This window comes from Kribbella sp. NPDC059898, assembly GCF_042730855.1.
Classification (GTDB): domain Bacteria; phylum Actinomycetota; class Actinomycetes; order Propionibacteriales; family Kribbellaceae; genus Kribbella.
Window position 1 is genome coordinate 64,521 of record NZ_JBHWKR010000003.1, and the last position, 19,087, is coordinate 83,607.

At 71.0% G+C, this 19,087-nt stretch carries 25 protein-coding genes; 13 read left to right on the forward strand and 12 right to left on the reverse strand.

Annotated features, from left to right (window positions below; genetic code table 11):
* Positions 1–18 precede the first annotated feature (18 nt).
* The 3 genes from ACFV9C_RS10380 to ACFV9C_RS10390 are packed head-to-tail and all read right to left on the reverse strand — an operon-like array spanning position 19 to position 1,468.
* Positions 19–390 (reverse strand): hypothetical protein, encoded by a 372-nt coding sequence (locus tag ACFV9C_RS10380; RefSeq protein ID WP_380192410.1) that lies wholly within the window; start codon positions 388–390, stop codon positions 19–21.
* Complete coding sequence (locus ACFV9C_RS10385) at positions 387–923, reverse strand: Asp23/Gls24 family envelope stress response protein (protein ID WP_380192411.1); 537 nt, start codon at positions 921–923, stop codon at positions 387–389. Before ACFV9C_RS10385 ends, ACFV9C_RS10380 begins: the two co-directional genes overlap by 4 nt.
* Positions 914–1,468: an RNA polymerase sigma factor gene (locus ACFV9C_RS10390; RefSeq protein WP_380192413.1), complete on the reverse strand. Its 555-nt coding sequence runs from the start codon at positions 1,466–1,468 to the stop codon at positions 914–916. The genes ACFV9C_RS10385 and ACFV9C_RS10390 overlap by 10 nt, the downstream gene beginning before the upstream one ends.
* A gap of 174 nt (positions 1,469–1,642) precedes the next feature.
* Between ACFV9C_RS10390 and ACFV9C_RS10395 the strand changes: the two genes are divergently transcribed.
* The 6 genes from ACFV9C_RS10395 to ACFV9C_RS10420 all read left to right on the forward strand — a co-directional run bounded on the left by ACFV9C_RS10395 (position 1,643) and on the right by ACFV9C_RS10420 (position 5,740).
* The gene (locus ACFV9C_RS10395; RefSeq protein WP_380192414.1) at positions 1,643–2,149 is read left to right on the forward strand and encodes an Asp23/Gls24 family envelope stress response protein; all 507 of its coding nucleotides are present in this window, start codon (positions 1,643–1,645) and stop codon (positions 2,147–2,149) included.
* Between the two features lie 53 nt (positions 2,150–2,202).
* Positions 2,203–2,385 (forward strand): hypothetical protein, encoded by a 183-nt coding sequence (locus tag ACFV9C_RS10400; protein WP_209695774.1) that lies wholly within the window; start codon positions 2,203–2,205, stop codon positions 2,383–2,385.
* Complete coding sequence (locus tag ACFV9C_RS10405; protein ID WP_380192416.1) at positions 2,372–3,283, forward strand: Asp23/Gls24 family envelope stress response protein; 912 nt, start codon at positions 2,372–2,374, stop codon at positions 3,281–3,283. The genes ACFV9C_RS10400 and ACFV9C_RS10405 overlap by 14 nt, the downstream gene beginning before the upstream one ends.
* Before the next feature lies 1 nt (position 3,284).
* Complete coding sequence (locus ACFV9C_RS10410) at positions 3,285–3,869, forward strand: hypothetical protein (protein ID WP_380192418.1); 585 nt, start codon at positions 3,285–3,287, stop codon at positions 3,867–3,869.
* Positions 3,870–3,956: 87 nt separating this feature from the next.
* Positions 3,957–4,457, forward strand: a complete 501-nt coding sequence (locus ACFV9C_RS10415; protein ID WP_380192420.1) for a CBS domain-containing protein — start codon at positions 3,957–3,959, stop codon at positions 4,455–4,457.
* Entirely contained in the window at positions 4,454–5,740 is a 1,287-nt protein-coding gene (locus ACFV9C_RS10420) for an SLC13 family permease (RefSeq protein ID WP_380192421.1), read from the forward strand. Before ACFV9C_RS10415 ends, ACFV9C_RS10420 begins: the two co-directional genes overlap by 4 nt.
* Here ACFV9C_RS10420 and ACFV9C_RS10425 read toward each other — a convergent pair.
* A complete protein-coding gene (locus ACFV9C_RS10425) occupies positions 5,728–6,246 on the reverse strand; it encodes an SPFH domain-containing protein (protein WP_380192422.1) in 519 nt (172 codons plus the stop codon). The genes ACFV9C_RS10420 and ACFV9C_RS10425 overlap by 13 nt on opposite strands.
* A 190-nt stretch (positions 6,247–6,436) precedes the next feature.
* Between ACFV9C_RS10425 and ACFV9C_RS10430 the strand changes: the two genes are divergently transcribed.
* Together ACFV9C_RS10430 and ACFV9C_RS10435 are read left to right on the forward strand one after the other, a co-directional pair.
* On the forward strand, positions 6,437–7,378 hold the full coding sequence (locus ACFV9C_RS10430) for a histidine kinase (protein ID WP_380192424.1): 942 nt from the start codon (positions 6,437–6,439) through the stop codon (positions 7,376–7,378).
* Positions 7,375–8,019, forward strand: coding sequence for a response regulator (locus tag ACFV9C_RS10435; RefSeq protein ID WP_380192426.1), 645 nt, complete (start codon positions 7,375–7,377; stop codon positions 8,017–8,019). The genes ACFV9C_RS10430 and ACFV9C_RS10435 overlap by 4 nt, the downstream gene beginning before the upstream one ends.
* Here ACFV9C_RS10435 and ACFV9C_RS10440 read toward each other — a convergent pair.
* Positions 8,006–9,001: a YbhN family protein gene (locus ACFV9C_RS10440; protein ID WP_380192429.1), complete on the reverse strand. Its 996-nt coding sequence runs from the start codon at positions 8,999–9,001 to the stop codon at positions 8,006–8,008. The two genes, ACFV9C_RS10435 and ACFV9C_RS10440, sit on opposite strands and share 14 nt — an antisense overlap.
* Before the next feature lie 95 nt (positions 9,002–9,096).
* Between ACFV9C_RS10440 and ACFV9C_RS10445 the strand changes: the two genes are divergently transcribed.
* Both ACFV9C_RS10445 and ACFV9C_RS10450 read left to right on the forward strand, forming a co-directional pair.
* Complete coding sequence (locus ACFV9C_RS10445) at positions 9,097–9,588, forward strand: DUF2231 domain-containing protein (RefSeq protein WP_380192431.1); 492 nt, start codon at positions 9,097–9,099, stop codon at positions 9,586–9,588.
* 50 nt (positions 9,589–9,638) lie between these two features.
* A complete protein-coding gene (locus ACFV9C_RS10450) occupies positions 9,639–10,376 on the forward strand; it encodes a site-2 protease family protein (protein ID WP_380192433.1) in 738 nt (245 codons plus the stop codon).
* Here the strand turns inward: ACFV9C_RS10450 and ACFV9C_RS10455 are convergent.
* On the reverse strand, positions 10,346–11,536 hold the full coding sequence (locus ACFV9C_RS10455) for an acetate/propionate family kinase (RefSeq protein ID WP_380192435.1): 1,191 nt from the start codon (positions 11,534–11,536) through the stop codon (positions 10,346–10,348). The two genes, ACFV9C_RS10450 and ACFV9C_RS10455, sit on opposite strands and share 31 nt — an antisense overlap.
* Positions 11,533–13,614 carry a phosphate acetyltransferase gene (gene pta / locus ACFV9C_RS10460; protein ID WP_380192436.1) on the reverse strand — a complete coding sequence of 694 codons (2,082 nt, stop codon included), beginning with the start codon at positions 13,612–13,614 and terminating at the stop codon, positions 11,533–11,535. Before pta ends, ACFV9C_RS10455 begins: the two co-directional genes overlap by 4 nt.
* Positions 13,615–13,750: 136 nt before the next feature.
* Here pta and ACFV9C_RS10465 point away from each other — a divergent pair, with 136 nt between their 5' ends.
* The 3 genes from ACFV9C_RS10465 to ACFV9C_RS10475 are packed head-to-tail and all read left to right on the forward strand — an operon-like array spanning position 13,751 to position 16,251.
* Complete coding sequence (locus ACFV9C_RS10465; protein WP_380192437.1) at positions 13,751–14,131, forward strand: cupin domain-containing protein; 381 nt, start codon at positions 13,751–13,753, stop codon at positions 14,129–14,131.
* A complete protein-coding gene (locus ACFV9C_RS10470; RefSeq protein ID WP_380192438.1) occupies positions 14,128–14,547 on the forward strand; it encodes a hypothetical protein in 420 nt (139 codons plus the stop codon). Before ACFV9C_RS10465 ends, ACFV9C_RS10470 begins: the two co-directional genes overlap by 4 nt.
* Positions 14,548–14,568: 21 nt before the next feature.
* On the forward strand, positions 14,569–16,251 hold the full coding sequence (locus ACFV9C_RS10475; RefSeq protein WP_380192440.1) for a hypothetical protein: 1,683 nt from the start codon (positions 14,569–14,571) through the stop codon (positions 16,249–16,251).
* Positions 16,252–16,257: 6 nt separating this feature from the next.
* Here ACFV9C_RS10475 and ACFV9C_RS10480 read toward each other — a convergent pair whose 3' ends face one another.
* The 5 genes from ACFV9C_RS10480 to ACFV9C_RS10500 all read right to left on the reverse strand — a co-directional run bounded on the left by ACFV9C_RS10480 (position 16,258) and on the right by ACFV9C_RS10500 (position 19,044).
* A complete protein-coding gene (locus tag ACFV9C_RS10480) occupies positions 16,258–16,617 on the reverse strand; it encodes a hypothetical protein (protein WP_380192441.1) in 360 nt (119 codons plus the stop codon).
* Positions 16,617–17,006 (reverse strand): VOC family protein, encoded by a 390-nt coding sequence (locus ACFV9C_RS10485; RefSeq protein WP_380192442.1) that lies wholly within the window; start codon positions 17,004–17,006, stop codon positions 16,617–16,619. Before ACFV9C_RS10485 ends, ACFV9C_RS10480 begins: the two co-directional genes overlap by 1 nt.
* Positions 17,007–17,070: 64 nt before the next feature.
* Positions 17,071–17,805 carry a helix-turn-helix transcriptional regulator gene (locus tag ACFV9C_RS10490; RefSeq protein ID WP_380192443.1) on the reverse strand — a complete coding sequence of 245 codons (735 nt, stop codon included), beginning with the start codon at positions 17,803–17,805 and terminating at the stop codon, positions 17,071–17,073.
* Positions 17,806–17,921: 116 nt separating this feature from the next.
* Positions 17,922–18,353 carry a VOC family protein gene (locus ACFV9C_RS10495; protein WP_380192444.1) on the reverse strand — a complete coding sequence of 144 codons (432 nt, stop codon included), beginning with the start codon at positions 18,351–18,353 and terminating at the stop codon, positions 17,922–17,924.
* A 70-nt stretch (positions 18,354–18,423) separates the two neighbouring features.
* On the reverse strand, positions 18,424–19,044 hold the full coding sequence (locus tag ACFV9C_RS10500) for a VOC family protein (protein ID WP_380192446.1): 621 nt from the start codon (positions 19,042–19,044) through the stop codon (positions 18,424–18,426).
* Positions 19,045–19,087: the final 43 nt, after the last annotated feature.

Consider the following 19,087-nt stretch of genomic DNA (forward strand, 5'->3'; position numbering starts at 1 on the left):
CGGAGATCACCGCGCGGGTCAGCGGTTCGGCTCGAGATCGATTTCGACAATGCGGACCCGGACCTGTGGGGCCCGTCCGGTGACGGACTCGACTGCCGTGCTGATCGCCGCATGGACCGCGGCGCCCACCTCGGCGGCGCGATGGGTGGCGGCCGTCACGATCCGCGCGCCGATCTCGACCCGGCCGTCGGCGCGCAGCTCGACGTCGATCCCGGCGATGTCGGGAACCGGCCGCCCGGTCGCCCGTTCCCACGCCTGGGCCGCGAGCTGCTTCAACAACCCGACCAGCCCCGGCTGCAAGCGCACCACCCCCGCCACCGCGCGAGCCGCACCGGCCGCCACCTCGGCCAGCTCGACCCGCTCCACCTCGGCTGCGTCATCCGGCGTCACAGCGGATCCGTCCACACGTCGACCACCTCGAAGTCGAAGCTCTCGACGGCGTACCCGATCTGCGCGTGCAACGCGGTCGCAGCTCGCTCGCGAGCCTGTTCGAGCGCGGCAACCTGCCCACCGCCGAACTTCAGCGCGACCGTCATCGACGCCCGCACCGTGTCGTGGCCGACCAGCTCGATCCGGCACTGCCGGGCGCGGATCCCGGGCACCGCGTCGACGGCGTACCGCAGTACGGCGGCCAGCGCCGGCACGGACAGCTCCACCTCCGCGGACCCGAGCGGAATGGTCCGGCCGAGATTCACGTCCGCGCGGACCGCGGTCATGATCCGGTCCAGCAGCCCGGTCGGTAGGTCGACCGGGTCGTCGATCAGGGCCTCGGTCGCCGCGGCCAGCTGCTCCAGGCTCGCGCGCGCGGTCCGGCAGTGCGGGCACTCGGCCAGGTGCGCGCTCGGCGTACCGCTGTCGAGTTCCTCCCACACGTCCTCGACCGTTCGGCCGCAGGCCAGCGGGTGGAGATCGGTCACCTCCATGGCTTCATCACCTCCGCGAGCTCGGCGCGGGCTCTGGCTATCCGTCCGCGGACGGCGGTCGGCGTCGTACCGACCAGTTCGGCGATCTCCTGGTACGAACGGCCGTGCACCTCGCGCAGCAACCAGCACGCCCGTTGCTGCGGCGGCAGCTGCCGGAGTGCGTGTGAGAGCGCGTCCATCGCGGCGGTCGTGCCCGCCGTACGCGCGGGGTCGTCGTCGGTCGCCGGGTGCTGGTCGTCGAGATCCACCGTCGGGCGGCGGCGCTGGAGGACGGTCAGGCACTTGTTCGTCGCGGTCCGGTAGAGCCAGCCGCCGAAGGCCGCGTCGTGCTGGATCTCCGGGAGCCGCCGCCACGCGGTGACGAAGGTCTCCTGCGTGATGTCCTCCGCCTCGCCGCTGGCGCCGTCCAGCATCCGCAGGCAGAGCGTGTAGATCCGCCGCTGGTACCGCCGGACCAGCAGCTCGAACGATCTCGCGTCCCGATCGCGGGCGCGCGCGACCAGCGTCGCCTCGTCCAGCTCGATCAGGGCCGGACCGCCCGTCATCGCGGCTCCAGGTGGTTCATGTTGTGAGGACGACACCGGTGGCACACCTGTCACGGTAACCTCCCGGAGCGACGGCGTGAGACATGTCACGCTGGTGCGGCGCGTGACGATCCGGTGCGTGCCGGTGTCCAACCGTCGTACGGGCACCACACCTGACCAGAAAGGCACCGTCCGATGACCGAGACCGCGACTGCCGCCAAGACCACCGCCAGGACCTCCGCACGAGGGACCGCCGACCCGGCGGCCACGGACATCGTTGCCGGCGGCACCGGTACCGACGCCGCCGGGAAGACCGTGATCGCGGACATCGTGGTGTCGAAGATCGCCGGCATCGCGACCCGCGAGATCGAGGGCGTGCACGCGCTCGGCGGCGGCGCGGCCCGCGCGGTCGGGATGCTCCGCGAGCGGATCCCCGGCTCCCGGACCAACCTGTCCCAGGGCGTGTCGGTCGAGGTCGGCGAGAAGCAGGCCGCCGTGGACATCGAGCTGGTCGCGGAGTACGGCGTGAGCATCGCCGACCTGGCCGGCGCGATCCGGCAGAACGTGATCTCGGCGGTCGAGCGGATGACCGGGCTCGAGGTCACCGAGGTGAACATCGCGGTCAGCGACGTCCACCTCGAAGGCGACGACGAGGACGACGACGACACCGCCGAAGCCCCGGCCGAACGCCGGGTCCAGTAACCCGTCCCTGAACCGCCGGGTCCCAGGCACCGGCCCATTCCTGAGGAGAGCACGTGAGCACGTCGACCATCGGTCTGTTCGCCGGTCTGCTGATCGCCATCGCCGCCGCGGCCGGCGGGTTCCCCGGCTTCCTGCTCGCGCTCGTCCTGGGCGCGGTCGGGCTCGTCGTCGGCCGGTTCCTGTCCGACGGGACGAAGGGCATCGACGACCTGATCTCGCGCCGTGGTCGTGGCTGAGGCCACGGTCGCGCCCGGAGCTGAGCCGTCCTCGGTCGCGTACGGGGGTGATCGAGGGCGGCTCGTCATCGCCCAGCGGGCGGTCGAACGGATCGCGGAGATCACCGCGCGGAGGCACGGCGCGGTGGTCCGCCGGGACAGCGTCCTCGGCCGCGGCCTCCCGAAGGCACGGGCGATCGTCGCGGGCCGCCGTACCCGTATCGAGCTCCAGGTCGCGGCCGCCTGGGGCCGCCCGCTGGAGGAGGTCGCCGCCGAGCTCCGCCAGGCCGTCACCGAAGACGTCGAACGCTTCACCGGCCTCGGCGTGGACCGCGTAGACGTAGACATCACCACCGTCGAACCCCGCACGTCACACCAGGCGGAGGCGACCCATCGGCCGGTGGTGCCGGCGGCTAAGGCGCCAGCGGCGGGGCCTGCGGCTTGGGGGGTTGGGGTTGTGGGGGCGTTGGTTCTGGTGGGGGTGGGGGGTGTTGGGGTTGCGGAGATGTTGCGGGCTACGGGGTTGTTGCGGGGGCGGGTGATTCCGGACGGGTGGTTCGGGCGGGCGGTGGTTGTGGAGCCGGGTGGGTGGCTGCGGTCGGTGGGGATTGCGGTGATTGTGGTTGGTTTGGTCTTGCTGGTGGTGGCTTTGAAGCCGCGGCGGCGGACGCATTTGGCGGTGGGGGAGATCGTGTGGATCCGGCCGGCCGCTGCGGCGCGGTTGGCGGCGGACAGTGCGGGGAAAGTGGATTCGGTGACGGCCGCGTCGGTGGTCGCCAAACGGCGGCGGTTGCAGGCGACCGTGACGACGTTCGGCGATCCGTCGAGGGTGCACGACGAGGTGGGTACGGCGATCGCCGACCGCCTGAGCACCGTCACACCCAAGCCCCGCGTCCGCGTCGACCTCAGGGAGGACTGACGTGCGCCGCGGAGTAATCACCCTGGACCGGACCGTCGGCGTGCTGGTCGCCCTCGGCCTGATCGCAGCCGGCACCCTCGCGCTCCTCTGGTGGCACGCCGGTACGACGCACCAGCTCACCCTGCCGAACCGGACAGCGGCCGGTTGGTGGCCCTGGGCAACAGGTGTTGCGGGTGTGGTCGCCGCCGGCGTCGGCCTGTGGTGGCTGACCGCCCACCTGCCCCGCCGGGTCAACGGCCGCTTCCACCTGACCGCCGAACGGCGGGCCGACGGCGAAGCCGGTGGGACTCGCACCGGGCGCCTGTCCGCGGATGCGCACGCGGCGGTTGCGGCGGCCGCGGTGGATCTCTGCAGCCTCCCGGAGATTCGCGATGCCTCCGGGCGGGTGGTTGCTGACCGGGGCGAGTTGGTTGCCGAGTTGCAGTGCACGATCGAGCCGAGTGCGGACCTGGAGAAAGTACAGGCCGCGGTCACCAACGCCGCCGCGGAGCTGGACGCCGTACTCGGCCTTCCTCGGCTGCGACACCGGGTGCGGCTCCGCGTTGCTCGCAGCGACAAGACGGCTCCTCCACCCCGCGTGATCTGACCCCAGAAGTTGGGGTGTGGACCCCATGGTTCGGTCCACCGCCCGCAACAAGACTTGACTCCTGAGTACGTCGTCAGGGGAGGTCTGGTGAGTGTTGCGATTGGGCAAGGGGCGCCGATGCGGGCCGTGGACATAGTGGTGCGGCTGCCGACGGTCACGGTGGCTGATCCGGTGGTCAAAGCTGTGCAGTTGATGGCGGTAGGGCGCCTGCCCGGGCTCGTGGTGGTCGACCACGCCGGCCGGCCGGTCGCCGTACTGCCGGGATCACAGGTACTGCGGTTGTGCATCCCGGCGGCGTACCAGGACGACCCGATGCTGTCCCGCACCGTCGACGAGTCGTCGGCGGACGGCTTCTGGCGTGAGCTCGGCGGCCTGACTGTCGGCGACTGCCTGCCGCGCCCGGTCGCGCGGCCGTTGACGCTGACCGAGGACGCGACGCTGCTGGAGATCGCCGCGTTGATGGCTCGCGGCCGCAGCCCGCTGATCGCGGTGGTCGGCGCGGACCGGGTGCTGACCGGCGTGATCACGCTGGACCGCCTGCTGACGAGTCTGGCGGTCGCCGGGCTCGAGGACCAGCCGCCGGGGTGAGCGTGAGGCCACTCGTCGCGTTGGTGATCTTCGGCCTGGCGTTCTTCTTCATCGCGACCGAGAAGGCCGACAAGGTCAAGGTGGTGCTGATCGGCGCCGCCGCGATGCTGGTCCTCGGGCTCGCGCCGGGCACCGAGGTGTTCTTCTCCGAGCACGCCGGGATCGACTGGAACGTGATCTTCCTGCTGCTCGGCATGATGGTCGTGATCGGGATCGTCAAGCAGACCGGGGTGTTCGACTACCTCGGCATCTGGGCCGCGAAACGGTCCCGCGGCCGGCCGTACCGGCTGATGGTGCTGCTGATGCTGATCACCGCGGTCGCCTCGCCGTTCCTCGACAACGTGACCACGATCATGCTGGTCGCGCCGGTCACGATCGTGGTCTGCGAACGGCTCCGGATCCCGCCGCAGCCGTACCTGATCGCCGAGGTGCTGGCGTCGAACATCGGCGGCGCCGCGACCCTGATCGGGGATCCGCCGAACATCATCATCGGCAGCCGCGCCGGGCTGTCGTTCAACGACTTCCTGGTGCACATGACGCCGATCGTGGTGATCGTGTTCGTGCTGTTCGTGATCCTCTCGCGGTTCCTGTTCCGCAAGGACTTCCGGTTCAACCCGGAGCAGGTCGCGGCCGTGCTCGCGCTGCAGGAGCGGCGCGCGATCCGCGACCCGTGGCTGCTGGTGAAGTGCCTGATCGTGCTCGGCCTGATGGTGGCCGCGTTCTCGCTGCATTCGGTCCTGCACCTGGAGCCGTCGCTGGTCGCGCTGATCGGCGCCGGCGTGATGGTGCTGGTCTCGAAGGCGGACGTCGGCGAAGTACTGCGGGAGGTCGAGTGGGCGACGCTGGTGTTCTTCATGGGCCTGTTCGTGATGGTGTCCGGGCTCACCCACACCGGTGTGATCGAGGCGATCGGGGACTGGGCGGTGGCCGCGATCGGCGACCGGTACTTGCTGGCGGCAACCGCTCTGCTGTTCGGCTCCGGCATACTCGGCGCGTTCTTCGACAACATCCCGTACGTCGCGACGATGACGCCGGTGGTGGAGGGTGTCGTCGAGCAGGAGCCGCGGACCGGGAAGGCGCTGTGGTGGGCGTTCGCGCTCGGCGCCGACTTCGGCGGCAACGGTACGGCGGTGGCCGCGAGCGCCAATGTGGTTGCCCTCGGCATCGCGTCGCGCAGCGGGCACCACATCACGTTCTGGCGGTTCACCCGGTACGGCGTCGTGGTGACCGCGCTGAGCATCGGACTCGCCTGGGTGTACGTGTGGCTGCGCTACTTCGTCTGACCGCCGACCGAGCGGAGCGCGTACGGCGTGAGCGCGATCTCGACCGCGCCGACGTCCACCGCGGAGACCCGCATCCCCGGTACGTCGACGGCAAGCTCGAGGTACGACCGAAGCTCGGCGAGGGCTGCTACGTCGCAGCGGGCGATGGTCCGGGTCAGTGCCCGCTCGATCTCGTCGAGCGCGAGGTCGAGCGGGTGCAGCGTGTGCTCGACGGCTGCAGCGGGGTCGACGATCTCGATCCCGACCTCGGCGGCGATCCGGACCTCGACGCCTTCGCGGCTGCGGGCCAAGAGCGTGAGCGGATGCCGGGTGGATGCCTTCGGCAACCAGACGTAGCTTTCCAGCAACGGCAGCCGGAGCGCGATCCCGGCGGTGACAACCCGGTCGACGCGGCCGGAGCGCAGTACGACGAGAACGCGGTCGCGGGGGACCGCGTGTGGTTCGAGCGCGGCGACCACCGCGAGGACGAGGAGCGCGACGAGGATCGACGTCGGCGTGAACAGCATGCTGCCTCCCGGAGCCGTGTGGACGCGGCGAGACGCTCCGCCAACGACCCCCTCGGCACGTCGGGCGCGCCTCGCCGCGCTTCCAGTCTGCGGGGCGGATCGCTGCGGCGGTATGAGTGCTGGCACCCACTTTTGGCCGTCTTCATGGACGTGGCCGACGCGCGTAGTGGAAGGTGGAGAGGTGAACGGAATGCCTTTGTACTGGCGGGTCTGCCTGATCAACGGGCTGGTGTTCGTGGTCGGGACGGCCGCGCTCGCGCTGGCTCCGGTCACGGTGTCCGCGACCGTGCTGGTGTCGGAGGCGGTGGTTCTGGTGCTCGGCCTGATCGGCATCGTCGTCCTGAACTCGATCCTGCTCCGGACCAGTCTCGCGCCGCTCGACCGGCTGGCGCGGCTGATGGACTCGGTCGATCTGCAACGGCCCGGACGGCGGTTGCCGGAGTCGCGGAACAGCGCGGTCGAGCATCTCGTCCACGGGTTCAACGCGATGCTCGAACGGCTCGAGCTGGAGCGCGGCCGGAGCAACGCGATGGCGCTCGAGGCGCAGGAGGCGGAACGGCACCGGATCGCGCGCGAGTTGCACGACGAGATCGGGCAGGGGCTGACCGCCGTACTGCTCGGGCTGAAGCAGTTGTCGTCGGGCCTGCCGCCGGCCGTTCAGCAGGAACTGACGGAAGTGCAGGAGACCGCGCGGGCGACCCTCGACGAGGTACGCAGCGTGGCTCGGCGGCTGCGGCCCGGCGTACTGGAGGATCTCGGGCTGCAGAGTGCGCTGGCCGCGCTCGCGACCGAGTACTCCGCGCACGGGATGCGAGTACGGCGGGTCACGTCGCCCGGGCTGCCCGAGCTCGGGGCGGAGCGTGAGCTGGTGATCTATCGGGTCGCGCAGGAGGCGCTCACGAACGCGGCCCGGCACTCGCAGGCGGTGGGCGTACAGCTGTCGCTGCAGCGGCAGGGCGAGGTGGTGATCTTGCAGGTCGACGACGACGGGACGGGGATGCGTGGAGCCGAGGACGGGACCGGGATCCGGGGGATGCGGGAGCGGGCGATCCTGATCGGGGCCGAGCTGACGGTCGGCCCGGGGAAGTCGGGTACGTCGGTACGCCTGGCTGTCCCGTTGGAGCGGCGATGATCCGGATCCTGCTCGCGGACGACCACGCGCTGGTACGGCGCGGCGTACGGCTGATCCTGGACAGCGAGCCGGACCTGCAGGTGGTGGCCGAGGCGGGAGACGGGGCGGAGGCGTTGCGGGCGTTCCGGGACACGCCGGTCGATCTCGCCGTACTGGATGTCGCGATGCCGCGGATGACCGGGCTGCAGGCGGCGCGGGAGCTGTCCCGGCGGCGGGATCCACCGAAGATGCTGATGCTGTCGATGTACGACAACGAGCAGTACTTCTTCGCCGCGCTGAAGGCCGGGGCGAGCGGCTACGTGCTGAAGTCGGTCGCTGACCGCGATCTGGTCGACGCGTGCCGGGCGGCGGGCCGGGGCGAGTCGTTCCTGTACCCGGGCGTGATGAGCACGCTGGTCCGTGACTACGTGGACCGTGTCCGGCGCGGCGAGCGGGTGCCCGGGCAGGTGCTGACCGCGCGCGAGGACGAGGTGGTGAAGCTGATCGCCGAGGGGTACCCGTCCAAGGAGATTGCCAGATTGTTGACCATCAGTCAGAAGACGGTCGAACGGCACCGGGCCAACATCCTGCAGAAGCTCGGCATGCGCGACCGGACCGAGCTGACCCGCTATGCGATCCGCGCCGGGCTCATCGAGCCTTGACGCGCAGGCTCAGGTAGCACAGGCCGGCCAGCGGGACCGGCGCCCAGAACTGGAGCAACCGCCAGGACAGTACGGCGAGGACCGCGGTCTGGCCGGGTACGTCGAAGCCGAGCAGGCTGGAGATCGCGATGCCCTCGACGACCGCGATGCCGCCGGGCGTGAGCGGTACGACGGCCGCCAGGTTCGCGGCGCAGTACGCGAGCAGGACCGGCACCGGGCTGATCGGCGACCCGAACGCGGCGAGGAACGTCCACAGCACGGCGGCGTCCAGGAGCCAGTTCAGGGTGGCCCACAGCAGGAACGCCTTCCGGACCTCGGGGTCGGCGAGCAGGTCGCGGAGCCGGAGCGCGACGGACTCGATCCACGGGCCGATGCGCTGCGGCAGGCGGTGGACGGTGGCGCGGAGGAGACGGGCGGCGAGCCGTTCGACCCTGGACCGCTCGCGGACCGCGAGCAGCCCGCAGGCGAGGACGACGAGCCCGACCAGGAACAACGTCAGGTACGCCGGAGTCGCGTCGCGGAGGATGACCGCGGGAATTGTCGCCAGCCAGGCGATCAGGACGAGCGCGAGCGGCGAGCCGATGGCCTCCGCGGTCACCGTCGCCGTCACGTCAGCCGGTTTCGCGCCGCCGCTGACCAGCAGCCGGAACCGGACCGCGGTCGCGGTGGCTGCCCCGCCGGGGACGACGTGGCTCACGCCGTACCCGGTGAGGTCCGAGCGCAGGATCCACGAGAACCGGACGGCGCTGCCGTTCAGCAACGCACGGCTGAAGAGCGAGTAGCAGACGAGCGAGGCGGCTTCGAGGGCGATCGCGGTGATCAGCCAGCCCGGGTTCAGCCGGGAGACCCGGTCGAGCGACTCGCGGGCGACCGAGAGCTTCGGGAGTACGACGTACTCCACGATGGCGACGAGCACGACGAGCGAGACCGCGGACCAGACCCGGTGGTACCAGGCCGGTCGCGCCCTGGTCGCAGTGGCCATCGGTCGCTCCCTCCCGGTCTCCAGTGTGCACGGTCGCTGTGTACCGGCTGAGGGCTCCAAGAATTCACCAAGATCCGGCTGCCAGCGTGACCCGCATGAAGACTGTCAACGGTCTCCCCGCCCACGTCCTCCTCGTCCACGCGATCGTCGTACTGCTCCCGCTCGCGGCCCTACTGCTCGCGCTCACCGCACTCTGGCCGGCCGCCCGCCGGCGCCTCGCCGGTCCGAACCTGGTCCTTTCCCTGATCGTCGTCGTCCTGGTTCCCATCACGACGAACGCCGGTGAGTGGCTCGAACGCCACCTGACGCCGAGCCCGCTCATCCAGAAGCACACGGAGCTCGGCGACACCGCCATCTACGCGGCCATCGGCGTCGCAGTCCTCGCCCTGCTCGTTTGGTGGCGTCAGCGGGAGGACACCGGTCGGTCGCCGGTCAAGCGCGTGTTCCTGGCGCCCGCGTCGGGCGTCGTCACGGCGACCCTCACGGTGGTCGCCGTCCTTGTCGCCGGCGCTGCTGTCTACGACGTCGTCCGCATCGGCGACTCGGGCGCCAAGGCCAGCTGGAGCGACTGGGCCGCCCAGCCCTGACCCGCCGTTTCGGGGGCTACCTACACTGGCTGCGGGGGAGGGAGCCGCAGATGAAGGAAACGCTCCGCTTCGGCCGGATCGCCGGCATTCCGATCGGCGCGCACTGGTCGATCCTGGGGATGGTGCTGGTCCTCACCGGGAGCCTCGCCTGGACGACCCTGCCGTACCTCGTGCCCGACCAAAGTACGGCGGCGTACTGGATCACCGGTGTCCTGGTCGCCGTGGTCTTCGTGCTGTCGCTGCTCGTCCACGAGCTGGCGCACGCGCTGACCGCGCTGCGGTTCCGGGTGCCGGTGCAGCGGATCACGCTCTGGATGCTGGGCGGTGTGAGCGTTCTCGACGGCGACCCGGAGACGCCGCGCGGCGCGTTCCTGATCGCCGCCGCCGGCCCCGCGGCCAGCCTCGGCCTGGGGGGACTGGGCCTCGGCGGGGGATTGTTGCTCCGGGCAAGGGAGCACGGTCTGCTCGAGATGTCCGTGCTGTGGCTCGCGGTGATGAACCTCGCGTTGTGCGTCTTCAACCTGCTGCCCGGCGTACCACTGGACGGCGGCCGGGTGCTGCGTGCGGTCCTGTGGCACCGGTACGGCGACCCTCGCAAGGCGACGGCGATCGCATCGGTGGCGGGCCAGGCCGTCGGCGTACTGGTGGCGCTGGCCGGGGTCGCGGAGCTGATCACCAAGGACCCCGGCGGAGTGTGGTTGCTTGCCGTCGGCTACGTCATCGCGCTGGCCGCGACCACCGAAGGACGACAGGCGCGTCAGCGGCCGGTGAGCACACCCACGGACTGACGGGCGATCTCCCACTCCTCGTTCGTCGGGATGACCAGCACCTTGACCGGGCTGTCGTCGGCACTGACGAGGTTGTCCCTCGGCTCGGCGTTACGGACCGGATCCAGCTCGATGCCGAGCGGCTCCAGTCCCGCCAGCGCGGCTGCCCGCGCCTCGGCGGAGTGCTGGCCGACGCCGGCGGTGAACACGATCGCGTCGACGGTCCCGAGTACGGCGTAGTAGGCGCCGACGTACTTCTTCAGCCGGTAGCAGTAGACGTCGAACGCGAGCCGCGCCCGTTCGTCGCCGTCCGCGCGCCGCTTGAGCACCTCCCGGAAGTCGTTCACGCCGGCCAGGCCCTTGAGCCCGGACTCGGAGTTCAGCATCCGGTCGGTCTCCTCGGCGGACTGCCCGGCGACCCGCGCGAGGTGCCCGTGGACGGCCGGGTCGAGGTCGCCGGAGCGGGTGCCCATCACCAGCCCCTCCAACGGCGTCAGCCCCATCGACGTGTCGACGGACTCCCCGCCGCGGATCGCGGCCGCGGAGCAGCCGTTGCCGAGGTGCAGGACGATCACGTTCAGCTCGCCCGGTTCGCGGCCGAGCAGCCGCGCCGCCTGCTCCGACACAAACGCGTGCGACGTCCCGTGGAACCCGTAGCGCCGGATGCCGTACTCGGCCGGCCACGACGACGGTACGGCGTACGTGTAGGCGTACGGCGGCAACGTCTGGTGGAAGGCGGTGTCGAAGACCGCGACGTGCGGCAGGTCCGGGAACAGCCGCCGGGCGACCTCGATCCCTTCCAGGTTCGCCGGGTTGTGCAACGGCGCGAGCGGCACCAGGTCCGTGACCGCCGCGATCAGCTCGTCGTCCACCAGCGCGGGCGCCGCGAACCGGTCGCCGCCGTGCACCACGCGATGCCCGACCGCCACGATGTCGACCTCCGAGAGGGACGGCCCGTGCTTGTCGAACGCCCGTACGGCGGCCTCCAAGGCGGCCTCGTGGTCCGCGACCGGCTGGTCGTCGTCGACGTCGCCGGACGGGCCGTGGTGCACGTGGTGGCTCTGCTCCTCGCCGATCCGCTCCACGAGACCGGTCGCGGCCGCCGTACCCGACGTGGCGTCGACCAGGCTGTACTTCAGCGAGGACGAGCCGGCGTTGATCACCAGGACATAGTCGGTCATCGCGTGCCGCCCTGCTGTGCCTGGATCGCGGTGATCGCGACCGTGTTGACGATGTCCCGGACCGTGGCGCCGCGGGACAGGTCGTTGACCGGTTTGCGGAGCCCCTGCAGCACCGGGCCGACCGCGACCGCGTTGGCCGAGCGTTGCACGGCCTTGTAGGTGTTGTTGCCGGTGTTGAGATCCGGGAACACGAACACGGTGGCCTTCCCGGCGACGGGGGAGTCGGGGAGTTTGGTCCGGGCGACGGCGGCGTCGATCGCCGCGTCGTACTGGATCGGGCCCTCGACCGGCAGTTCGGGGGCGCGTTCGCGGACGATGGTCGTTGCCTTGGACACCTTTTCGACGTCGGTGCCGGCGCCGGACGTGCCGGTCGAGTACGACAGCATCGCGATCCGCGGCTCGACCCCGAACGCCGCGGCGGTCGCGGCCGAGGAGATCGCGATGTCGGCGAGCTGCTCCGCGGTCGGGTCCGGGTTCACCGCGCAGTCGCCGTACACCAGGACCTGGTTCTCCAGGCACATGAAGAACACCGACGAGACCACGGAGACGTCCGGCACGGTCTTCACCACCTCGAGCGCCGGGCGGATCGTGTGGGCGGTGGTGTGGACGGCGCCGGACACCATCCCGTCCGCGAGGCCGAGCTGGACCATCATCGTGCCGAAGTACGAGACGTCCCGGACCAGCTCCCGCGCCCGGTCGAGGTCGACGCCGCGGTGCTTGCGCAGCCGGTGGTACTCGGCGGCGAACCGTTCGGTCAGGTCGCTGTCCTCGGGATGGACGACGTTCGCCGCGCCGACGTCGACGCCGAGGGTCGCGGCCTGCTGGCTGATCACGGTCGGGTCGCCGAGCAGCGTCAGGTCCGCGACTCCACGCCGGAGCAGTATGTCGGCCGCGCGGAGGATCCGCTCCTCGCCGCCCTCCGGGAGGACGATGTGGCGGCGATCGGAGACGGCGCGGTCGACGAGGCGGTGCTCGAACATCAGCGGAGTGACCGCGCTGCTGCGGGCCAGGGCGAGCTGGTCGAGGAGCGCGGGGCCGTCGACGTACTGGTCGAACAGCGCGAGCGCGGTGTCGATCTTGCGCGGGGCGTCCTTGGTGAGGCGGCCGCGGACGGCGGTGAGTTTGCTGGAGGTGGCTTGGGTGCCGAGGCCGGTCTCGATGATCGGCAGCGTCACGCCGAGACCCTCGATCAGGCGCTGGACCTGGGCGGGGAGTTCGAAGCCGCCGTTCAGGACGATGGCGGCGATCTGCGGGAAGGTGCGGGACGCGTGCGCCATGACGACGCCGAGCACGACCTCGGGGCGGTCGCCGGCGGTGACCACGGCGGCGCCTTCGAAGAGGCGGTCGAGGACGTTCGGCATCGTCATACCGGCGATCATCAGGCCGGTGACCTCGCGGGTGAGCAGCTGCGGGTCGCCGCTCAGCAGCCGCCCGTCGATCGGCGGAAGCAGGTCCGCAACCGAGGGCTGATTGAGCAACGGCTCCTCAGGAACGGCGAACGCCGGCGCGCCCACTCCCTCCAGAGCCGCAACCAACTCGGTTCCTGCGCCACCGTCCACCCGGTTGACGATGACCGCGAACAACGAGCCGTGGTTGGCGGACAGTTCGGCGACGGCCATGTCGGCGATGGCGCGAACGTCGTGCGGCGTACGGTCGAAGCCGTTCAGCACGAGCAGCACCGGCGCGCCGAGGTTCGCCGCGATCTTCGCGTTGAACGAGAACTCGGTCGGCGTACCCACGTCCGTGTAGTCGCTCCCGACGATCACCACCGCGTCGGCCCGCTCCGCCACCGCGTGGTACCGCTGCACGATCGTGTCCAGCGCCGCATCCGGGTCCGCGTGGACGGCGTCGTACGTGACCCCGACCCCGTCGTCGTACGACTGCTCGACTGCATCCTGCGAGATCAGCAGATCGAGTACGTAGTCCCGCCCACCGTGCGTCGCGGTGTCCGCGCGCACGATCGGCCGGAACACGGCCACCCGCCCCACCCGCCGCGACAACTGATGCAGCACCCCCAGAGCCACCGTCGACTTCCCGGCAGTCCCCTCCACCGAAGCAACGTAGACACTGCTACCCATACCCCGAACCCTACGAAACGACCGGCCGCGCCACTGCGTGCAGGTGGTCGACGGGGCCGGCTCGCGGTCCGAGCGTCACGATTGTTCCTCCGGGAGTTACGCCGTACGGATGTCGGCACGAGCAGAGGAGGACATCATGCCCAGCGCGAATCTCGCCACCACCCCGGTGGCGGTCGACATCCCGGAGTTGTCCGGCAAGTACGCACCGGTGGGTGACTACACGGTGGCGTTCGAGACTTATCCGCGGGACGTGGACCCGGCGCCGTTCTTCGCCGGACTGCCCGACGACCGGTGCCAGTGCCCGCACTGGGGCTTCGTGACCGCGGGCGAGGTCACGTTCCGGTGGGCCGATCACAGCGAGACGTACCGGACCGGTGACGCGTACTACGCCGGTCCGGGGCATCTCCCGCTGGTGACGGCCGGGACGAGTGTCGTCGAGTTCAGCCCGACCGAGGAGCTGGAGAAGACGATGGCGGTGGTCGGGGCCAACCTCGAGCGGGCGGGAGCGGGCGCATGACCGGTGTCGCGGTCCGGGCCGAGGTGGACGCCGCCGTGGCGCGGCTGGTCGAGTGGCTCGAGACCGGGTCCGTGCCCGACGGGCTGCTCGCGGCGGACTGCTTCGCCGACCTGAGCCTGCCGCACTGGCGGCGGCAGTTCGGGTCCGGCGCGGCGACGATCGCGGCCCGGCGCGAGCTGCACCCGTACGCCGGAACCGTGCGGGTCGAGCGGGTGGACCGGACCGCCGCCGGGTTCGTGATCGCGTTCGAGGAACGCTGGCGCGATGGCGGGCAGGACTGGTACTGCCGTGAGCAGATCGCCGCGGACGTCGGCCCGGCAGGGGAGATCTCCGAGCTGCGGGTGTACTGCACCGGCGACTGGGACGAGGCGCTGCAGGCCTTGCACACGGCCGAGGTACGCCTGCTCCGACCGTGAGCGAGCAGTACCGTGATCGGTGTGACGAGCAGCCGGCGTGACACCGAGCTGGCGGAGCGGACCCGGGCGGTTCTCGACGCCGCGGGCGGCCACGTCTTCGGCACCGAGCCGGGGCGGCTCGCGGCCGAGCTGTACGACGTACTCGCCCGGACGACCGCTCCGGCCGACCGGGCTCGGGTGGCCGCGGCGCTGGCCCGGTGCTGGGCGTACGGCGGGCACGCGGACCGGGCGGCGTCGTTCGCGCAGGAGGCGCTGGCCAACGCCGAGCAAACCGCCGATCCGGAGCTCGTCGCGGACTGTCTCGACGCCGTACTCGCGGCCCATTGGGGCCCCGACGAACTCGCGCTCCGGGAAGCGACGGCGGCGCGGCTCGACGAGGTCTCGGCGCACGTACTCGATCCGGACGCCCGCCTCCGCGGCCACCTGTGGAGCCTGCAGGTCGGGTGGGAAACCCTGCGGATCCAGGCGATCCGGCGGCAGCTCCGGGCGCTCGAGCAGCTGGCGGCCGAGTCGCCGAGGGCCAGGTTCTTCGCCACGTCCAGGCAGTGGATGTACGACCACGTCCGCGGTCTGCCCGGCGACGAGCTGATCGCGGCCGCCGAGGACGCCGCGGCGCGGGCAGGGCTGGCCGACGCACGGATGGTGACGGGTGTGATGCGCGGCTACACCGGACTCCACACCGGCGACGAGTCGGCTGCCGTGGAGGTCGCCGAGCAGATGGAGGACTTCGCGCACCGCGAGGGTGTCACCGAGGTCGCCATCGAGGCGGCGTCGATCTGGGCGGTGCTGAACCGCCCCGATCGCGCCCGGCCGCTGCTCGGACAGCTCGACGCACTGGAGGCGCTGCCGCGCGACGTGAACTACCTCCTCAACCTGTACTGCGTGCTCGAGGCGGCTCTCGTGGTGGGCGACGACAAGCTCATCGGTACGGCGGCCGGCCTGCTGACGCCGTACGAGAACCGGGCTGTGGTCAACGCCGGCGCTGTCTACTTCCACGGCCTGACCGACGATGTACTCGCCCGGGCCGCAACTGTCAGCGGCGACACCGACCGGGCCGGGCAGCTGAGCGCCCGAGCCCTCGCGTCCTACAGCAGACTGGGCGCCACCTGGTGGCACGCCCGCCTCGACACGCTCGGCCTACGGGTTGTGAGCCCCCGGCCGTCCGCCGTGCACTTCCATCCCGCTCAGGACGGTGTGTGGCTGATCGGCGCTGACGCGCGTCCGGTGCGTGCTCTCCGCGGGTTCGACTACCTTCGCCGGCTGCTGTCCAACCCGGGTGAGTCGGTCGCCGCGATCGATCTCGTCACCGACGGCGCGACCGTCATCCAGCACGACACCGGGCCACAGCTCGATCGGCAGGCTGCGGCGGCGTACCGGCAACGGCTGGCCGACCTCGGTGCCGAACTGGACGAGGCAACCAGCTGGTCCGACCTGGCTCGCGTCGAGTCGCTCACGGCCGAACGCGAAGCCCTCATCGCCGAACTGCGCTCGGCCACCGGACTGGGCGGCCGGGAACGGGCCACCGGCTCCACCAGCGAACGCGCCCGGGTAGCGGCCACCAAAGCGATCACCACAGCGATCGCCCGCATCGAGGCAATCGACCCCGAACTGGCGTCGCACCTCCGTGACGCCGTCAGCACCGGCACCGGGTGCAGCTACCGGCCTCGCCCCGACGACCACCGCGCCTGGGTCCTCCACCGGTAGTTTCCGCTACTTGAGGGTGCTGCGGGCGAAGGTGACCGCCTCGCCGATGAGGGACTCCCACACCTCGCGGTCGGCGGTCGGGATGGTGACCCATTCGCGCATCGGGGTGCGGTTGGCGGTGAACGGGACGCCGGTGCCGGCGGCGATCAGGGCGGTGACGCGGGCGGCGGGGAGTTTGAGGATCAGGCCGGTGCCGTTGCGTTCCAGGCAGGTGACGAAGCGGCCGGCCAGGCGGATGCAGGGGTGGCCCATGATCGTGCCCTGCCCGATCGCGGGGTCGTAGAGCAGGTCGTCGGTGAGCTCGTCGTACAGGGCCTGCGCCCCGCCGGTGCCGGCCGGCGGGGACGCGGGGCTGGTGGGTGACATTACTCAGGCCGTGGTGTGAAGACGGCGAACTGGTTGCCGGCCGGGTCGCGCAGGTAGGCGAAGTCCGGCGTACCGCCGCCGATGCCGACCCGCTTGTTGACCACGGTGCCGCCGAGCTGCTCGGCGTCCGCGCAGGTCGCCTCGATGTCGGCGACCAGGATGTAGAACACGGCGTGGTTCGGCAGCTCGCCCTTGGTCGCGAACAGTCCGCCCATCGGCTGCTGTGCGCCGGAGGCGCTGATGTTGCGGTAGTCGAGGCCGCCGGACGTCAGGCTGCCGGACGACTCGAACGACCAGTCGAACAGGCTGCCGTAGAACTTCTCCGCCGCGTCCGGGTTGTCGGTCGCGACCTCGAACCAGGCGAGCGTGCCGGGTGCGGGAGTACTCATGGAACTTCTCCTTCAACTCGAGTGGACTGCGTGAGAACCACGTTTCCAGCGGTTCGCGACAGCCCTATGTCGGAGTTGGAAAAAGATCCTCCGGACGCAGCGCGGCGGCCGGCAGCTTGGTCTCGTACCCGGCCACGTGCAGCTCGTCCGGGGCCGGCCGGCGCTGCGGCAGCGTCGCGGTCCGCTCGGCCTTGGTGATCCGGTCCATGCGGAACACCCGGTCCTCCTGCCGCAGGTGGCACCAGGCGGTCAGGTACGACCCGTTCGGCCCGACGACCACGTGCTGCGGCTCGATCTCGCGGACCGTCTCGACACCCCCGACGTCGGTGTACTGGACCCGCAGCACCTGGTTGTCGCGGACCGCCCGCCAGATCTGCTCCGCGATCTCGCCGTCCGGGTCAGGCGTGGGCTGCACCAGCAACCGCACCTTCGCGGTCGCGGTGCGCGCCTCGTCCAGGTCCCGCTGCGGCATCGCGGCGACGATCTTCTGCAGCGCGGTCCGGGAGTCCCGCGCGAACAGGATGTGGTCGCTCCGGCTCAGCGCGACCGCGACCGCCATCGCCTCCCGCGGCGTGAAGTTCAGCGGCGGGAGGCTCATCGCGCGGTCCACGGAGTACCCGCCGGTGCGGCCCTGCTTGGTCGCCAGCGGCACGCCGGCCTGCCCGAGCGCGCTCAGGTCACGCTCGATGGTGCGCACGCTGACCTCGAAACGTGCCGCCAGCTGCCGCGCCGTACGCCCACGGGGTCCGGCGGCACGCAGCTCCTCCGCGAGGGCGTACAGCCGATCGATCCGGTTCATGCACCGCACGCTAGGCGGTGCCATGGACAATTAGGTGGTGTCTGGCAATTCCCCGCCTACTGCGGGGCACCCGGCACGGCATCTCCTCGCTACGGCGCGGAATTACCAGCCACCACCTAGTCCTCGGCGAGCGCGATGATGACGCCCTGCGGCCCGCGCAGGTAGCAGAAGTACTTCGACGGCAGGTACTCCTCGATCGTCCCGACCAGCTCGCCGCCGTGCGCCGTCAGCCGCTCGACGGTGTCGCGGACGTCGTCCACCGCGAACATCAGGTTCCGGATCCCGAGCGTGTTCGGCGGCGCCGACGGCTCCGCGGTGGTCGCCAGCGGCTTCTGGTACGTCGTGAGCTCGAGCTGACCGTGTCCGTCCGGCGTCCGCAGGAACGAGATGTCCGCGACCACCCCGGGCAGCCCGGACACGCCCTCCACCCACGGCCCGGAGACCGTCGTCTCGCCGACGAGCTCCATACCGAGCTCGAGGAAGAACGCCTTCGCCGCCGCGAGGTCCTCGACCACGACCCCGATGTGGTCCATCCGCTTGATTGCCATCTTCGTGATTCTCCTCCGGTAGGTGGTGCTTGCCCGGAGGACGGAGCCGCGACGGCGTCCTCTACATGCTCTACTGCGGAAGTTCGGAACCGGTGCGCTCGGCCAGCATGTAGGCGGCGTACCAGGCCGGCCAGTTCTCGTCGGCCTGGCCGGTGCGGGCCTCGTGCTCCCCGTGGGCGGCGGCCGCGTGCCGGAGCGCTTCCTCGAGGTCCGCGACGGAGCCGTACGTCGCCTCGCTGACCCGGCCGGGGAGCCGTGTCGTGACCTCCTGGAGCAGCCAGGTGTTGCCGTCGGGGTCGCTGAACGTCGCGAACGAGCCGTAGCTCGACCGGTCGCCCGCCGGACCGGCCACGCGGCCGTCGGCGGCGGGCTCGAACTGTGCGCCCGGCGCGCTCGGGTGGAACACGTCGCCGACCTTGGCGCCGGCCGCGAGCAGCTCGGACCGGGCGGCTTCGATGTCGTCGACGACCAGGTACAGGCCTTGCGCCGTACCTGGCTCCGCGGTGCTGATGTTGCTGCCGAACTGGACCGAGGCGGGGGAGCCCGGCGGGGTGAACTGGACGCCCCGGAACCCGTTGTCGAACGCGAAGTCCGCGTCGAGGCGCCAGCCGAGGCCGGTGTAGAACTCCTTCGAGCGGTCGGCGTCGGCGACCGGGATGACGACGGCTTCGAACTTCAGGTCGGTGCTCATGACTTCCTCCAGGGGAGCTGTGTGTTTCGCTGACTCCCAATCT

What these genes read in the sequence shown, in the direction of transcription:
- ACFV9C_RS10385 (WP_380192411.1), bottom strand. Translation starts at nt 923, where the DNA reads ATGGAGGTGACCGATCTCCACCCGCTGGCCTGCGGCCGAACGGTCGAG.
- ACFV9C_RS10430 (WP_380192424.1), top strand. Translation starts at nt 6,437, where the DNA reads ATGCCTTTGTACTGGCGGGTCTGCCTGATCAACGGGCTGGTGTTCGTG.
- ACFV9C_RS10470 (WP_380192438.1), top strand. Translation starts at nt 14,128, where the DNA reads ATGACCGGTGTCGCGGTCCGGGCCGAGGTGGACGCCGCCGTGGCGCGG.
- ACFV9C_RS10455 (WP_380192435.1), bottom strand. Translation starts at nt 11,536, where the DNA reads ATGACCGACTATGTCCTGGTGATCAACGCCGGCTCGTCCTCGCTGAAG.
- ACFV9C_RS10390 (WP_380192413.1), bottom strand. Translation starts at nt 1,468, where the DNA reads ATGACGGGCGGTCCGGCCCTGATCGAGCTGGACGAGGCGACGCTGGTC.
- ACFV9C_RS10495 (WP_380192444.1), bottom strand. Translation starts at nt 18,353, where the DNA reads ATGGCAATCAAGCGGATGGACCACATCGGGGTCGTGGTCGAGGACCTC.
- ACFV9C_RS10485 (WP_380192442.1), bottom strand. Translation starts at nt 17,006, where the DNA reads ATGAGTACTCCCGCACCCGGCACGCTCGCCTGGTTCGAGGTCGCGACC.
- pta (WP_380192436.1), bottom strand. Translation starts at nt 13,614, where the DNA reads ATGGGTAGCAGTGTCTACGTTGCTTCGGTGGAGGGGACTGCCGGGAAG.
- ACFV9C_RS10480 (WP_380192441.1), bottom strand. Translation starts at nt 16,617, where the DNA reads ATGTCACCCACCAGCCCCGCGTCCCCGCCGGCCGGCACCGGCGGGGCG.
- ACFV9C_RS10490 (WP_380192443.1), bottom strand. Translation starts at nt 17,805, where the DNA reads ATGAACCGGATCGATCGGCTGTACGCCCTCGCGGAGGAGCTGCGTGCC.
- ACFV9C_RS10500 (WP_380192446.1), bottom strand. Translation starts at nt 19,044, where the DNA reads ATGAGCACCGACCTGAAGTTCGAAGCCGTCGTCATCCCGGTCGCCGAC.
- ACFV9C_RS10465 (WP_380192437.1), top strand. Translation starts at nt 13,751, where the DNA reads ATGCCCAGCGCGAATCTCGCCACCACCCCGGTGGCGGTCGACATCCCG.
- ACFV9C_RS10445 (WP_380192431.1), top strand. Translation starts at nt 9,097, where the DNA reads ATGAAGACTGTCAACGGTCTCCCCGCCCACGTCCTCCTCGTCCACGCG.
- ACFV9C_RS10440 (WP_380192429.1), bottom strand. Translation starts at nt 9,001, where the DNA reads ATGGCCACTGCGACCAGGGCGCGACCGGCCTGGTACCACCGGGTCTGG.
- ACFV9C_RS10450 (WP_380192433.1), top strand. Translation starts at nt 9,639, where the DNA reads ATGAAGGAAACGCTCCGCTTCGGCCGGATCGCCGGCATTCCGATCGGC.
- ACFV9C_RS10425 (WP_380192422.1), bottom strand. Translation starts at nt 6,246, where the DNA reads ATGCTGTTCACGCCGACGTCGATCCTCGTCGCGCTCCTCGTCCTCGCG.
- ACFV9C_RS10395 (WP_380192414.1), top strand. Translation starts at nt 1,643, where the DNA reads ATGACCGAGACCGCGACTGCCGCCAAGACCACCGCCAGGACCTCCGCA.
- ACFV9C_RS10435 (WP_380192426.1), top strand. Translation starts at nt 7,375, where the DNA reads ATGATCCGGATCCTGCTCGCGGACGACCACGCGCTGGTACGGCGCGGC.